The sequence below is a fragment of the Vibrio cholerae genome (genome assembly GCF_008369605.1).
Lineage (GTDB): Bacteria > Pseudomonadota > Gammaproteobacteria > Enterobacterales > Vibrionaceae > Vibrio > Vibrio cholerae.
Genome location: NZ_CP043554.1, coordinates 2,910,262 through 2,924,775, shown reverse-complemented (window position 1 = coordinate 2,924,775; position 14,514 = coordinate 2,910,262). Strand labels below are relative to the sequence as shown.

Below are 14,514 nucleotides of genomic sequence, written 5' to 3'. Positions count from 1 at the left end.
CTTAGACAGACTAAAAAAAGCACATTCTGAACAGGTTATACCCAAGCTCGGATAGATACAGGTCAGTACTTATCCGTTGGAACACCCCCCAGAATACGCAGGAAGAATGGGAGCGGCACATGAAGTGCAAACACAACACACAGGAAGGCAGCGACACGTATTGTTGCCATAAGGAGGCACGATGACCGGAGCACAGTTAGTCGTTGCCGCATTGAAACAACAGGGCATCAAAACCGTTTTTGGTTACCCTGGCGGCGCTATCATGCCGATTTATGATGCACTGTATGACGGAGGTGTTGAGCACATCCTCTGCCGCCATGAACAAGGTGCGGCGATGGCCGCGATTGGTATGGCGCGCTCAACGCAGAAAGTGGCGGTGTGCATGGCCACCTCGGGCCCCGGCGCCACCAACTTGGTGACAGGTTTGGCGGATGCCTTTCTTGATTCGGTTCCGCTGGTCGCCATCACCGGCCAAGTGGCCAGCTCACACATCGGCACCGATGCGTTTCAAGAGATGGATGTGATCGGCATGTCGCTCTCTTGTACCAAACACAGCTACTTAGTCACCGACATCAACGAGCTGGCACCAACTCTGGCAGAAGCGTTTGAAGTTGCAAAAACTGGTCGTCCCGGCCCCGTGCTGGTGGACATAGCCAAAGACGTACAGCTCGGCAAAGCGCCGGTCTCCGCTTTGCCAAGCTTTACTCCACCCGCCATACCACATGTGGATGCAACACAACTGGCGAATGCGCAAGGCCTACTTGCACAAAGTAAACGCCCAGTATTGTATGTCGGTGGTGGTGTGCAACTGGCGAATGCCAAAAACACAGTGCGTGAGTTTTTACGCCTCAATCCTATGCCTTCTGTGAGTACACTCAAAGGCTTAGGAACCATTGAACGTCACGACCCACACTATCTTGGCATGCTCGGCATGCACGGCACCAAAGCGGCAAACTTGATCGTGCAAGAGTGTGATTTGCTGATCGCGGTTGGCGCGCGTTTCGATGACCGCGTGACAGGCAAGCTCGATACCTTTGCGCCTCATGCCAAAGTGATTCATGTCGATATTGATGCCGCCGAGTTCAACAAACTGCGTCATGCCCATGCTGCACTGCGCGGTGATATCAACCTCATCCTGCCGCAGTTAGAGCTGAGCCACGATATTTCACCTTGGGTGCATCATAGTGAGAGCCTGCGTAGCGGGTTCAAATGGCGCTACGATCATCCGGGCGACAACATCTTCGCACCACTACTGCTCAAGCAACTGTCGGATATGATGCCGGACTCTTCGATTGTCTCGACCGACGTTGGCCAACACCAAATGTGGGCCGCGCAGCACATTCAGCCACGCGCACCACAAAACTTCATCTCCTCCGCAGGCCTTGGCACCATGGGCTTTGGTTTACCGGCGGCAATGGGAGCTGCGGTTGCGCGTCCTGACGATCAATCGATCCTGATCAGCGGTGATGGTTCTTTCATGATGAACGTGCAAGAACTTGGCACACTGAAGCGTCGCCAGATCCCCGTCAAAATGGTGCTACTGGATAACCAACGTTTGGGCATGGTGCGCCAATGGCAATCACTGTTCTTTGATGGCCGCCACAGCGAAACCATTTTGGATGACAACCCAGATTTCGTGATGCTGGCCAAAGCCTTCAACATCCCCGGCAAAACCATCAGCCGCAAAGAAGAAGTGGAACCTGCGCTGCGTGAAATGCTGGCCAGCAAAACCGCTTATCTGCTGCACGTGCTGATTGATGAAGAAGAGAACGTGTGGCCACTGGTGCCACCGGGCGCATCCAATACCGACATGCTTGAGAACACCTAAGGAGAGGCCACATGCAACGTTATCTACTCGATATTAAAGCGGACGATAAACCGGTGTTATTAGAGCGCGTGTTGCGCGTGACGCGTCATCGTGGTTTTGTCATCAAGCAAGTCGCGGCAACCCAAAATCATGAAAGCAAAATCGCCAGCGTTGAGATCATTGTCGACAGTGACAGACCGATCACGACCCTGACCAATCAAATTGAAAAACTGTGGGATGTGCGTACTGTGGAAGTCACAGCGATCAGAAATGACGAGCTGCCCAATAACAACTTACAACAAAAGATTTGCGCATAAGGAAGGCAATCATGGCAACAAAAACTGCTGATTACATTTGGTTCAATGGCGAGATGATCCCATGGGCGAATGCGACCGTTCACGTACTCACCCATGCAATGCACTACGGCACTTCGGTGTTTGAAGGCGTTCGCTGCTACAACACCCCAAAAGGCCCTATCATCTTCCGCCATCGCGAACACGCACAGCGCCTGCTTGATTCAGCCAAGATCTACCGCTTTCCAATCCCTTATTCGATTGAGACCATCATGGAAGCGACGCGCGAAACCTTACGCGTCAACAAACTCGATAACGCTTACATTCGCCCATTGGCGTATGTGGGTAACGTGGGTCTTGGCGTGTGCCCGCCAGTCGGCACCGAAATGGATCTGATGATTGCCGCTTTCCCTTGGGGGGCTTACCTCGGTGAAGAAGCGCTAGAAAATGGCGTGGATGCCATGGTTTCAAGCTGGCATCGTGCGGCACCGAACACCATTCCAACCGCGGCAAAAGCTGGCGGTAATTACCTATCTTCTCTACTGGTTGGTGGCGAAGCACGTCGCCACGGTTACGCGGAAGGCATTGCGCTCAGTGTGGATGGTTATCTCTCTGAAGGCGCAGGCGAAAACATTTTCGTGGTGAAAAACGGCGTGATCCTGACCCCACCGACCACCAGCTCTATCCTGCCGGGTATCACCCGTGATTCGATCATGACGCTGGCACGCGACATGGGTTATGAAGTGCGCGAAGCCAACATCTCCCGTGAAGCGCTCTATCTGGCCGATGAAATTTTCATGACAGGTACCGCCGCCGAAGTGGTTCCCGTGCGTAGCGTGGATAAGATTACCGTAGGCGCAGGCAAGCGCGGCCCCATCACCAAGGTAGTACAAGATGCTTACTTTGGTCTGTTCAAAGGCACCACAGAAGATAAGTGGGGCTGGTTGGATTACGTTTACCCAGCAGCGAAGTAAGGAGTTTCCATGCCTAAGTACCGTTCCGCCACCACCACACACGGACGTAACATGGCGGGTGCGCGCGCATTATGGCGCGCCACCGGCGTCAAAGAGGAAGATTTTGGTAAACCGATCATTGCGGTGGTCAACTCCTTCACCCAATTTGTTCCCGGCCATGTGCATTTAAAAGATCTCGGCCAACTGGTCGCACGCGAAATTGAAGCCGCGGGCGGCATTGCCAAAGAATTCAACACCATTGCGGTCGATGACGGCATCGCCATGGGCCACGGCGGCATGCTCTACTCGCTGCCATCGCGTGAACTGATCGCCGATTCCGTCGAATACATGGTCAATGCGCACTGCGCCGATGCCATGGTGTGTATCTCCAACTGTGACAAAATCACTCCAGGAATGCTGATGGCGGCGATGCGCCTTAATATTCCGGCGATTTTCGTCTCTGGCGGCCCGATGGAAGCGGGAAAAACCAAGCTTTCTGACCAAATCATCAAGCTCGACTTGGTCGATGCCATGATGCAAGGCGCTGACCCCAAAGTATCGGATGCCCAAAGTGAGCAGATTGAACGCTCGGCCTGTCCTACTTGTGGCTCTTGCTCGGGGATGTTTACCGCCAACTCAATGAACTGCTTGACCGAAGCGCTGGGTCTCTCTCAGCCGGGTAACGGCTCACTGCTCGCCACGCATGCCGATCGCAAACAGCTGTTTTTGACTGCTGGGCAACGGATTGTTGAGCTGACTAAACGTTACTACGAGCAAGATGATGCCTCAGTTTTGCCACGCAACATTGCCAACAAAGCAGCGTTTGAAAACGCCATTGCGCTGGATATTGCGATGGGCGGCTCCACCAACACGGTGTTACACCTGTTGGCCGCTGCGCAGGAAGGCGAAGTGGAATTTGATATGACCGATATCGATCGCATGTCTCGCCAAGTGCCACACTTATGTAAAGTCGCGCCTTCCACTCAGAAATACCATATGGAAGATGTACACCGCGCGGGCGGTGTAATGGGCATTTTGGGTGAGCTACAACGTGCAGGTCTACTCAAGGATCAAACCCGCACCGTACTAGGCATCTCGCTGCAAGAGCAGCTGGCGCAATACGACGTGAAACAAACCCAAGATCCAGCGGTACATACTATGTTCCGCGCAGGCCCTGCTGGCATTCGCACCACTCAAGCTTTCTCACAAGATTGCCGTTGGGATACGCTCGATGACGATCGCCAAGAGGGGTGTATTCGCGATAAAGCGCACGCATTCAGTCAAGATGGTGGCCTTGCCGTACTCAAAGGCAACTTGGCGATTGACGGCTGCATCGTAAAAACTGCTGGCGTGGATGAAAGTATCCTCAAATTCCGTGGTCCTGCTGTGGTGTATGAAAGTCAGGAAGACGCGGTCAACGGCATTCTTGGCGGCCAAGTCAAAGCCGGTGACGTCGTGGTTATTCGTTATGAAGGGCCAAAAGGCGGTCCGGGCATGCAAGAGATGCTCTACCCAACCACCTACCTCAAATCGATGGGACTGGGTAAACAGTGCGCGCTACTGACCGATGGCCGCTTCTCCGGTGGTACGTCCGGCTTGTCGATTGGTCACGCCTCTCCGGAAGCGGCGAATGGCGGTACGATCGGCTTGGTACGCAGTGGCGATAGCATCGCGATTGATATTCCCAACCGTTCGATCACGCTCGAAGTCAGCGAATCTGAGCTAGCAGCTCGCCGCGCTGAACAAGATAAACTCGGCTGGAAACCAGTGGATCGCCAGCGTACCGTTTCTTTGGCGCTGAAAGCTTATGCCAGCATGGCAACCAGCGCCGACAAAGGTGCAGTGCGCGATAAGTCCAAACTTGAGGGCTAAGCCATGGGGTTAACCAATCAAACTGGCGCAGAGTATCTGCGCCAGATCTTGCGCTCTCCGGTGTATGAGGTAGCGAACGTCACGCCATTGCAAACCATGCCGCGTCTTTCGGCGCGGATTGGTAACCAAGTGCAGATCAAACGTGAAGATCGCCAGCCAGTACACTCGTTTAAACTGCGCGGCGCTTACAACATGGTGTCGCACCTAACCGAAGCACAAAAAGCCGCGGGCGTAATTGCCGCTTCCGCAGGTAATCATGCCCAAGGTATGGCGCTGTCAGGAACGAAACTTGGCATCAAAACCACCATCGTCATGCCACGCACCACGCCAGACATTAAAGTTGAAGCGGTACGCGGATTTGGCGGCGAAGTACTGCTGCATGGCAGCAATTTCGATGAAGCCAAAGCCGAAGCCGAACGTTTATCCAAAGAGCAAGGCTACACCTTTGTACCTCCGTTCGATCACCCTTTGGTGATTGCCGGTCAAGGCACGATTGGCATGGAAATGCTGCAGCAAAACGGTCATTTGGATTACATTTTTGTGCCGGTCGGTGGCGGCGGTTTAGCGGCGGGAGTGGCGGTTCTGGTCAAACAGTTGATGCCGGAGATCCAAGTCATCGCGGTTGAACCGGAAGACTCAGCCTGCCTCAAAGCAGCCTTAGATGCGGGTAAACCTGTGGTGCTGGATCAAGTCAGCATGTTTGCTGATGGTGTGGCAGTAAAACGAATTGGCGATGAAACCTTTCGCCTTTGCCAGCAATACATTGACGGCCACGTGACGGTGTCCAGTGATGAAATCTGCGCGGCGGTGAAAGACATTTTTGAAGATACGCGCGCCATCGCTGAACCTTCTGGCGCATTGGCGCTGGCGGGACTAAAGAAATTTGCCGAACAGCAGCAGCTCAAAGGCAAACAGTTGGGTACGGTACTTTCTGGCGCCAACACCAACTTCCACGGTTTGCGTTATGTGTCGGAGCGCTGCGAACTGGGTGAAAAACGCGAAGGCTTACTGGCGGTGACCATTCCAGAGCGCAAAGGGGCGTTTTTCGACTTCTGCCAAATTATTGGTAACCGCGCCGTCACCGAATTTAACTACCGTTACAGTGATGATCAACTGGCCAATATTTTTGTCGGTGTGCGTTTAGTCGGCGGCCCAGATGAGCTGAAATCGATCATTCACGAGCTGCGCCAATCCGGCTATCCGGTGCAAGATCTCTCGGATGATGAAATGGCCAAGCTACACATTCGCTACATGATTGGTGGTCGCCCTTCCAAACCACTGACCGAGCGTTTGTACAGCTTTGAGTTTCCTGAATACCCCGGCGCACTGCTCAAATTCTTGAGCATGCTCGGCACCCACTGGAACATCAGCTTGTTCAACTACCGCAACCACGGCGCAGACTACGGCCGCGTGCTGTGTGGTTTTGAACTGGATACACCAGACCTAGTGCGCTTTTCAGAGCATTTGGTTGAACTCGGTTATCGCTATAAAGATGAAACCGATAACCCTGCGTATCGTTTCTTCCTAGCTAAATAATCTTCGCCCCACCTTATGTGGGGCTCTTTCTCTTTACCGGCGAGCCATCAGCATCGAGCGAAGTGGCCAAGGTCAAGTGTTGAAAAATCAACCATTTCATTCCTGAACAATTCTTGCTAAAACTTGTTCTATATCCAGTCCGCTCTATAGATAGGCTGGCATACTCCTCGCTTTCGCTTGGCTTTACCATCCATACCCGACTACTTGTCCATTCAGGTAGAAAAGGCATAACAGAGGGAAATCCCATATGTTCAACGCGTTGCTGCTTACTCAACAAGACAAAATCACTCACGCGACGGTCACTCAAATTAACGATGATCAGCTGCCCGCAGGCAATGTGACGGTAGCGGTCAACTACTCTTCACTCAATTACAAAGATGGCCTCGCCATTACTGGCAAAGGCAAAATTATCCGTGAATTTCCTATGGTTCCGGGGATTGATTTTGCAGGCACAGTCTTGGAATCAGCCGATGCGCGTTATCAAGTCGGTGATGCCGTGGTTCTGACCGGATGGGGTGTGGGTGAAAATCATTGGGGGGGCATGGCGCAAAAAGCGCGATTAAATGCCGATTGGTTGGTGAAATTGCCACAAGGCTTAACCAGCCAGCAAGCCATGATGATTGGTACTGCAGGCTTTACCGCCATGTTGTGTGTACAAGCGCTGATTGACGGTGGCATCAAACCGGAAGATGGCGAAATCTTAGTCACCGGAGCCAGTGGCGGTGTCGGCTCTGTCGCCGTCACTTTACTTGCTCAGCTTGGCTATAAGGTCGTGGCGGTGACAGGACGCGTAGCACAGAATGGCCCTCTTTTAGAACAACTCGGTGCCTCGCGCGTTATCGATCGCCAAGAATTTAGTGAAGCCTCCAGACCGCTCGAAAAACAGCTCTGGGTTGGTGCGGTCGATACCGTAGGCAGTAAAGTGTTAGCAAAAGTGCTGGCACAAATGCACTATAACGGGGTCGTTGCCGCTTGTGGTCTGGCAGGTGGTTTTGATCTGCCGACCACAGTCATGCCATTTATCCTGCGCAATGTACGTTTACAGGGCGTTGACTCCGTCTCTTGCCCTGTCGAGAAACGCCTTGCTGCATGGAAGAAGCTGGCGGAGTTGTTGCCTGCAAGCTACTACGCTCAAGCGTGCCACGAAATCAGCTTGTCACAAGTGCCAGAATACGCCGAAGCGATTACTAATGGCCAAGTGACAGGCCGCGTGGTCGTTAAACTCTAAGCCAAAACGTATTGATTCGAATGGAAAGAAACCCGCACTGTTGGCGGGTTTCTCATTGTGAACCTTATCTGGTTATAAATAGCAGGCAAAAAAATCCCGCCTTTCAGCGGGGAAGCCCAAGAAAAATGGGGATAGTGTCGGAATGTAATTGAGCGTAGTCAGTCACGTTGGTTAACGATGTGGTTGCTGAGTGGTGTCTTGTTCGCTACGCATCTCTAGCCAAATACCAAAGATGGAGGCAGCGGTACCTAACACTGGCATCAATTGAGCTTGTGTGGTCTCTCCCAAGCCCAAAGCACACAAGGAAATAAAACACAAAACGGCATAGATGGTCAGTCTATCGAGTGTGGTTAACATCATTCCCTCGCTTAACTTGTTACTAACTTGTTAAAGAAGTTATAACAAAATGATCCTTTTGCCAAGCGATTATTGAATAATTTTTCTCCACCAGTATCATCTACGCCTTAATTGTGACACCCAACAGGTTTTAGCATGACTTTCAATCCGAACATTGCCACGCATACTTTAGAAGCAGAAGGATTACGCTGCCCAGAGCCAGTGATGATGGTCAGGAAAACCATTCGTACGATGCTAGACGGCGAAGTGTTATTGGTTACGGCCGATGACCCCTCCACCACGCGTGATATTCCGAGTTTTTGCCGCTTTATGGATCACCAATTACTCGGTGCGCAGATCGACCAACTGCCTTATCAGTACCTGATTAAAAAAGGGTTGGCCTAACAAACCATCACTACCGCTAAAAGCGGTGGTTTAGGGATAACAATAAAAAAGACTGCCGAGGCAGTCTTTTTTGATAGCAATCTGATTTACTCTTCTTCGAGGTTACGCAGCTCTGCCTGCAACCTGTTGAGTTGTTTTTGCAGCGCTCGCACTTCATCGTGCAGCGGAATAATATGGGCAACGCGAATCCAAGATTCGACCGCTAACGCCGTCATCACAATCGCACCCACCACCATTGGCATCCATAAATCGGTCAACGACATACCGAGTAACGTTAACACTAAGCCAAAACTGAATAAGTAACTCTGGCTTTTTGGTGTCATCCCCATGTAACGAGTCAGCATAATGGTGTCCTCTTACTCTTGAACCCTGCTCATACCCTAGCATGATAATCCACATCAGGATGGGTGATAGGTCACGCTGCACAGTCGAAATCCGCGCGTTACGACTCAAAAAAACGCCGTAGCCAGTGCCATTAGCAAGAATAACCCTGCCGTTACTTTACGGATCAAACCCAGCGGCATTTTGTCGGCGGACAATTTACCAATCAGCACCACTGGAACATTCGCAAGCAACATACCTAAGGTCGTCCCAACAATCACCCAACTGAGGGCATCGGCATACTGCGCCCCTAAAATCGAGGTGGCAATTTGGGTTTTATCGCCAATTTCAGCCATAAAGAAGGCAATAAAACTTGCCACAAAAGGACCGCGAGTAGAGATAGACTCTTCTCCATCCAATTTATCTGGGATGAGAACCCAACCCGCCATCGCAAGGAAACTGACCACCAACACCCATTTTAAAATGTCGGGAGAAAGATAATCCGCCACCACCACACCTAACCAAGCGGCCAGTGCATGATTGGCTAACGTCGCAAGAAAAATGGCGGCAATAATCGGAATGGGTTTACGGTAACGGCTGGCGAGTAACAAGGATAACAGTTGGGTTTTATCCCCGATCTCGGCTAAAGCCACAGTAGTAATCGAAATAGCTAAAACGCTCATGACATGCTCTGTGGGACAGGGATTTATTATCGAACCGTAGACAAACAATCACGCCCTATCCCAGTTCGCGTTGTTTGTCTAAGGTCTTGCTAAACCTGAAGGCTCAGGTCTCACACACCATGGTAATTGAGTACCAAATATGTTGATGTGTGAATCACCAAGTTGAAAACTTAGCGACCAGCTACTCCCCAAAGACGGAGCGAATTCTAACCACCGGAATCCAGAATCGCAACCCTCGTTACCCACTTTTCCATGACTCAGAGAGAAATTGGCACAAAAGTCGGGAAAAATGAGCGTAAAAGAAATTATTGTCGATTAATTCAGCAAGATTTCCGCTACTTTGTCAGGGAATATCTGGGTATACTTCAGTGTTATTTTTTATCAATTCAGACAGAAGAATCGCGCGAACCTGACTATGCAAAAATACGACATCAAAACCTTTCAGGGTATGATCCTCGCGCTGCAGGATTATTGGGCCCAACAAGGCTGTACTATTGTGCAACCTCTCGACATGGAAGTGGGTGCAGGTACTTCTCACCCGATGACTTGCTTACGAGCATTAGGCCCTGAACCTATCGCAACCGCGTACGTTCAACCCTCACGCCGCCCAACTGACGGCCGCTACGGTGAAAACCCAAACCGTCTGCAGCACTACTACCAGTTCCAGGTGATCATCAAACCCTCACCAGACAACATTCAAGAGCTGTACCTAGGTTCACTGCGCGTACTGGGCGTTGACCCTTGTGTGCATGACATCCGCTTTGTGGAAGACAACTGGGAAAACCCAACCTTAGGTGCTTGGGGTCTTGGTTGGGAAGTGTGGCTAAACGGCATGGAAGTGACTCAGTTCACTTACTTCCAGCAAGTTGGCGGTCTTGAGTGTAAGCCTGTGACCGGCGAAATCACTTACGGTATTGAGCGTCTGGCAATGTACATTCAGGGCGTGGATTCGGTTTACGATCTGGTCTGGACCGATGGCCCACTCGGCAAAGTCACTTACGGTGACATCTTCCACCAAAACGAAGTTGAACAATCCACTTACAACTTTGAACACGCGGATGTGGATTTCCTCTTCACTTACTTCGACCAGTGCGAAAAAGAGTGTAAATATCTGCTAGAGCTTGAAAAGCCACTGCCTCTGCCAGCCTACGAGCGTATTTTGAAAGCGGCACACGCCTTCAACTTGCTCGATGCACGCAAAGCGATCTCAGTGACTGAGCGTCAGCGCTACATTCTGCGCATTCGCAACCTAACCAAATCGGTCGCCGAAGCTTATTACGCATCCCGTGAAGCTCTGGGCTTCCCTATGTGTAAGAAGTCAGAACAGAAGTAAGGGGAAGACGTCACATGGCAAAAGAATTTTTAATTGAGCTAGGCACAGAAGAGCTGCCACCAAAGCAACTGCGCACACTGGCTGAAGCCTTTGCGGCGAATTTTGCGGCAGAACTGGCAACAGCTGACATCGCCCATGAAGGCGTAACTTGGTTTGCCACGCCACGCCGTTTGGCACTGAAAGTGGCCAATTTGGCAGAAAGCCAACCGGATCGCGTCGTTGAAAAACGTGGTCCTGCCGTCAACGTTGCGTTTGATGCCGATGGCAAGCCAACCAAAGCCGCTGAAGGCTGGGCGCGTGGCAATGGCATCACGGTAGAGCAAGCAGAACGTCTCGTCACAGACAAAGGCGAATGGCTGCTGTTCAAAGAACAAGTGCAAGGCCAACAAACCGCTTCTGTGGTCGTGGAGATGGCTGCTAAAGCGCTGGCTAACCTGCCGATTGCGAAACCGATGCGTTGGGGCGATAAAGAAACCCAATTTATCCGCCCAGTGAAAACACTGACTATCCTGTTTGGTAGCGAACTGATCCAAGGCGAAATCCTAGGCGTGAAATCTGACCGCATCGTACGTGGTCATCGCTTTATGGGCGAACCTGAGTTCACCATCGAATCGGCTGAGCAGTACCCTGCGATCCTTGAAGAACGCGGTAAAGTCATCGCTGACTACGCGACTCGTAAAGCGATGATCATCGAAGGCTCACAACAAGCGGCTCAACAGCTCGGCGGTATCGCGGATCTGGAAGATGCGCTGGTAGAAGAAGTGACCTCGCTGGTGGAATGGCCAGTGGTGATGACGGCGAAATTTGAAGAAAAATTCCTCAAAGTTCCGGCAGAAGCTTTGGTATACACCATGAAAGGTGACCAAAAATACTTCCCCGTTTATTCTCATAAAATGGGCGACGCGAACAAAAAACTGCTGCCTAACTTCATCTTCGTTTCGAACATCGAATCGAAAGAGCCTCGCCACATTGTGGAAGGTAACGAGAAGGTAGTTCGTCCACGTCTGGCAGATGCAGAGTTCTTCTTTAATACAGACCGCAAGCGCCCATTGGTGGATCGCTTACCTCTGCTAGAAAACGCGATTTTCCAACAGCAACTCGGCACGATTAAAGACAAAACCGACCGCATTACTGAACTGGCAGGCTACATCGCAGAGCAGATCGGTGCTGACGTAGAGAAATCTAAGCGTGCAGGCCTACTGGCAAAATGTGATCTCATGACCTCGATGGTGTTTGAATTTACCGACACCCAAGGCGTGATGGGTATGCACTATGCGCGTCACGATGGTGAAGCAGAAGAAGTGGCGGTTGCGCTGAACGAGCAGTACATGCCACGTTTCGCAGGTGATGAACTGCCAAGCCGTGGGGTTTCTGCTGCGGTCGCGATGGCTGACAAACTCGATACTATCGTCGGTATCTTTGGTATTGGCCAAGCGCCGAAAGGCAGTGACCCCTTTGCGCTACGTCGTGCTTCACTGGGTGTACTGCGTATTCTGGTTGAGTACGGCTACCAGTTAGATCTGGTGGATTTGATCGCCAAAGCCAAATCCCTGTTTGGTAACCGCCTGACGAATGCCAACGTTGAGCAGGAAGTGATCGAGTTTATGCTTGGCCGTTTCCCAACCTGGTACCAAGATGCGGGCTTTAGCATCGACATCATCCAAGCGGTACTAGCGCGTAACCCGACCAAACCCGCTGACTTTGATCAGCGAGTGAAAGCGGTATCGCATTTCCGCGCTCTTGAAGAAGCCGAAGCACTGGCCGCTGCCAACAAGCGTGTAGGTAACATTCTGGCTAAGTACGATGGCAAATTGGGTGAAGAAATCGATCTCGCTCTGCTGCAAGAAGATGCGGAAAAAGCCTTAGCCGAAGCCGTCGAAATCATGGCAGAAGCGTTAGAACCTGCGTTTGCAACCGGTAACTACCAAGAAGCGCTGAGCAAACTGGCTGGCCTGCGCGCGCCTGTCGATGCCTTCTTCGACAACGTGATGGTGATGGCTGACGATGAAGCACTGAAGAAGAACCGTCTCACGCTGCTCAACAAACTGCGTAACCTGTTCCTGCAAATTGCCGACATTTCGCTGCTGCAAAAATAATCTGCAGCACGATAATTTCGTCAACAAACTTTAAGCCCAGCTCTTTTGAGTTGGGCTTTGTTTTTGCTCGCACTCCCCAAACGACTTGGAGTTGCAGGTAGGCGGCAAGTGAGTTCATCCCCATGAGCATAGATAAACTATGTGATTGGGGTGAACGAACGCAGCCAACACCGCTGCAGCTTCAAGTAGGAAGGGGACACAAAAATATTGCTTTGCCTCGCAAATACATTGCGGTATGTTCAAGAACTATTCTAAACGGCGGAGATTCCACCGGTATATCGTTTCGCAAACACACAGCAATCATTAGGTAGTCGAGCAATGCAGTATTCCTCTTTTGGCGAAAAGTTTAATCGCTACTCCGGTATTACCCAGTTAATGGATGATTTGAACGATGGTCTGCGCACTCCAGGCGCGATCATGCTTGGTGGAGGTAATCCTGCCGCCATTCCTGCCATGCTCGATTATTTCCACAAGACCAGCGCCGAAATGCTGGCCGATGGTTCACTACTCAATGCCATGACCAATTACGATGGTCCACAAGGCAAAGATGTGTTTGTAAAATCTCTCGCGATGCTGCTGCGTGAGACGTATGGCTGGAATATCAGCGAAAAAAACATCACTTTAACCAACGGCAGCCAGAGTGGCTTTTTCTACCTGTTTAACTTGTTTGCCGGTAAACAGCCCGATGGTTCACACAAAAAAATTCTCCTACCCCTCGCGCCAGAATACATTGGCTACGGTGATGCAGGCATTGATGACGGTATTTTTGTCTCCTACCGTCCGGAGATTGAACTGCTCGACCAAGGGCTCTTCAAATACCATGTGGACTTTTCTGAGCTGAAAGTCGATGAGTCGGTGGCCGCGATCTGTGTGTCTCGCCCCACCAACCCAACCGGTAATGTGTTAACCGAAGAGGAAATCCACAAACTCGACCAATTGGCGCGTGATAACGGCGTGCCGTTAATTATCGACAATGCTTACGGCGTGCCATTTCCGAATATCATTTTTGAAGATGTTGAACCGTTTTGGAATGACAACACCATCTTGTGCATGAGCCTATCCAAACTGGGCTTGCCCGGTCTGCGCTGCGGCATTGTGATCGCCAATGAAGCGGTGACTCAAGCGCTGACCAACATGAATGGCATCATTAGCTTAGCACCCGGCAGTATGGGACCCGCACTGGTGCAACGCATGATAGAAAAAGGCGATCTGCTGAGACTTAGCGAGCAGGTGATCAAGCCGTTTTATCGCCAAAAAGCGCAACATGCGGTAGAGCTGCTGCAAAGTGCGATTACTGATCCGCGTTTTCGCATTCATAAACCCGAAGGGGCGATCTTCCTCTGGCTGTGGTTTGATGAACTGCCGATCACCACAATGGAGCTTTACCAACGTTTGAAAGCGCGTGGGGTGTTGATTGTACCGGGCGAATATTTCTTTATCGGCCAGCCGCAAGAATGGCCACACGCTCATGAGTGCTTGCGTATGAACTATGTGCAGAACGAGCAAGCGATGGAACAAGGCATTGCCATCATCGCCGAAGAAGTACAAAAAGCGTATCAACAAGCCAATCTCTAAACACCCAAACTAAGCAATGCAAAAAGCCCGCGAAATTCGCGGGCTTCGTTTTATCTCGCGTTCAGTGCGTTAAACG

13 protein-coding genes and 1 riboswitch are annotated in these 14,514 nt (G+C 51.2%); of the genes, 10 read left to right on the top strand and 3 right to left on the bottom strand.

The window, feature by feature from the left end:
- Nucleotides 1-181: 181 nt before the first annotated feature.
- The 6 genes from ilvG to acuI all read left to right on the top strand — a co-directional run bounded on the left by ilvG (nucleotide 182) and on the right by acuI (nucleotide 7,689).
- Nucleotides 182-1,828 carry an acetolactate synthase 2 catalytic subunit gene (ilvG, locus tag F0316_RS13695; protein WP_149560555.1) on the top strand — a complete coding sequence of 549 codons (1,647 nt, stop codon included), beginning with the start codon at nucleotides 182-184 and terminating at the stop codon, nucleotides 1,826-1,828.
- Nucleotides 1,829-1,839: 11 nt separating this feature from the next.
- Complete coding sequence (gene ilvM, locus F0316_RS13690; RefSeq protein ID WP_001190201.1) at nucleotides 1,840-2,124, top strand: acetolactate synthase 2 small subunit; 285 nt, start codon at nucleotides 1,840-1,842, stop codon at nucleotides 2,122-2,124.
- 11 nt (nucleotides 2,125-2,135) lie between these two features.
- Complete coding sequence (gene ilvE, locus F0316_RS13685; RefSeq protein ID WP_000201999.1) at nucleotides 2,136-3,074, top strand: branched-chain-amino-acid transaminase; 939 nt, start codon at nucleotides 2,136-2,138, stop codon at nucleotides 3,072-3,074.
- A 9-nt stretch (nucleotides 3,075-3,083) separates the two neighbouring features.
- Nucleotides 3,084-4,925 carry a dihydroxy-acid dehydratase gene (ilvD, locus tag F0316_RS13680; RefSeq protein ID WP_001127457.1) on the top strand — a complete coding sequence of 614 codons (1,842 nt, stop codon included), beginning with the start codon at nucleotides 3,084-3,086 and terminating at the stop codon, nucleotides 4,923-4,925.
- Nucleotides 4,926-4,928: 3 nt separating this feature from the next.
- Nucleotides 4,929-6,461, top strand: coding sequence for a threonine ammonia-lyase, biosynthetic (gene ilvA / locus F0316_RS13675; protein WP_000524713.1), 1,533 nt, complete (start codon nucleotides 4,929-4,931; stop codon nucleotides 6,459-6,461).
- Between the two features lie 247 nt (nucleotides 6,462-6,708).
- A complete protein-coding gene (gene acuI / locus F0316_RS13670; protein ID WP_000481249.1) occupies nucleotides 6,709-7,689 on the top strand; it encodes an acrylyl-CoA reductase (NADPH) in 981 nt (326 codons plus the stop codon).
- A gap of 171 nt (nucleotides 7,690-7,860) precedes the next feature.
- Here acuI and F0316_RS13665 read toward each other — a convergent pair whose 3' ends face one another.
- Nucleotides 7,861-8,046, bottom strand: coding sequence for a hypothetical protein (locus F0316_RS13665; protein ID WP_000958278.1), 186 nt, complete (start codon nucleotides 8,044-8,046; stop codon nucleotides 7,861-7,863).
- 135 nt (nucleotides 8,047-8,181) lie between these two features.
- On the opposite strand from F0316_RS13665, the gene tusA reads away from it, so the two are divergent.
- Entirely contained in the window at nucleotides 8,182-8,430 is a 249-nt protein-coding gene (gene tusA, locus F0316_RS13660) for a sulfurtransferase TusA (protein WP_000143763.1), read from the top strand.
- 86 nt (nucleotides 8,431-8,516) lie between these two features.
- On the opposite strand, the gene F0316_RS13650 is transcribed toward tusA, so the two are convergent.
- Both F0316_RS13650 and F0316_RS13645 read right to left on the bottom strand, forming a co-directional pair.
- A complete protein-coding gene (locus tag F0316_RS13650; protein ID WP_000958001.1) occupies nucleotides 8,517-8,774 on the bottom strand; it encodes a hypothetical protein in 258 nt (85 codons plus the stop codon).
- A 105-nt stretch (nucleotides 8,775-8,879) separates the two neighbouring features.
- Complete coding sequence (locus tag F0316_RS13645) at nucleotides 8,880-9,434, bottom strand: TMEM165/GDT1 family protein (protein WP_000114372.1); 555 nt, start codon at nucleotides 9,432-9,434, stop codon at nucleotides 8,880-8,882.
- A gap of 91 nt (nucleotides 9,435-9,525) precedes the next feature.
- Nucleotides 9,526-9,636: riboswitch (yybP-ykoY riboswitch) on the bottom strand.
- A gap of 213 nt (nucleotides 9,637-9,849) precedes the next feature.
- Between F0316_RS13645 and glyQ the strand changes: the two genes are divergently transcribed.
- The 3 genes from glyQ to F0316_RS13625 all read left to right on the top strand — a co-directional run bounded on the left by glyQ (nucleotide 9,850) and on the right by F0316_RS13625 (nucleotide 14,438).
- Entirely contained in the window at nucleotides 9,850-10,767 is a 918-nt protein-coding gene (gene glyQ, locus F0316_RS13640) for a glycine--tRNA ligase subunit alpha (RefSeq protein WP_001174901.1), read from the top strand.
- Between the two features lie 14 nt (nucleotides 10,768-10,781).
- On the top strand, nucleotides 10,782-12,863 hold the full coding sequence (gene glyS / locus F0316_RS13635; protein ID WP_149560554.1) for a glycine--tRNA ligase subunit beta: 2,082 nt from the start codon (nucleotides 10,782-10,784) through the stop codon (nucleotides 12,861-12,863).
- Nucleotides 12,864-13,181: 318 nt separating this feature from the next.
- Complete coding sequence (locus F0316_RS13625) at nucleotides 13,182-14,438, top strand: valine--pyruvate transaminase (RefSeq protein ID WP_149560552.1); 1,257 nt, start codon at nucleotides 13,182-13,184, stop codon at nucleotides 14,436-14,438.
- The last annotated feature ends 76 nt before the right edge of the window (nucleotides 14,439-14,514 follow it).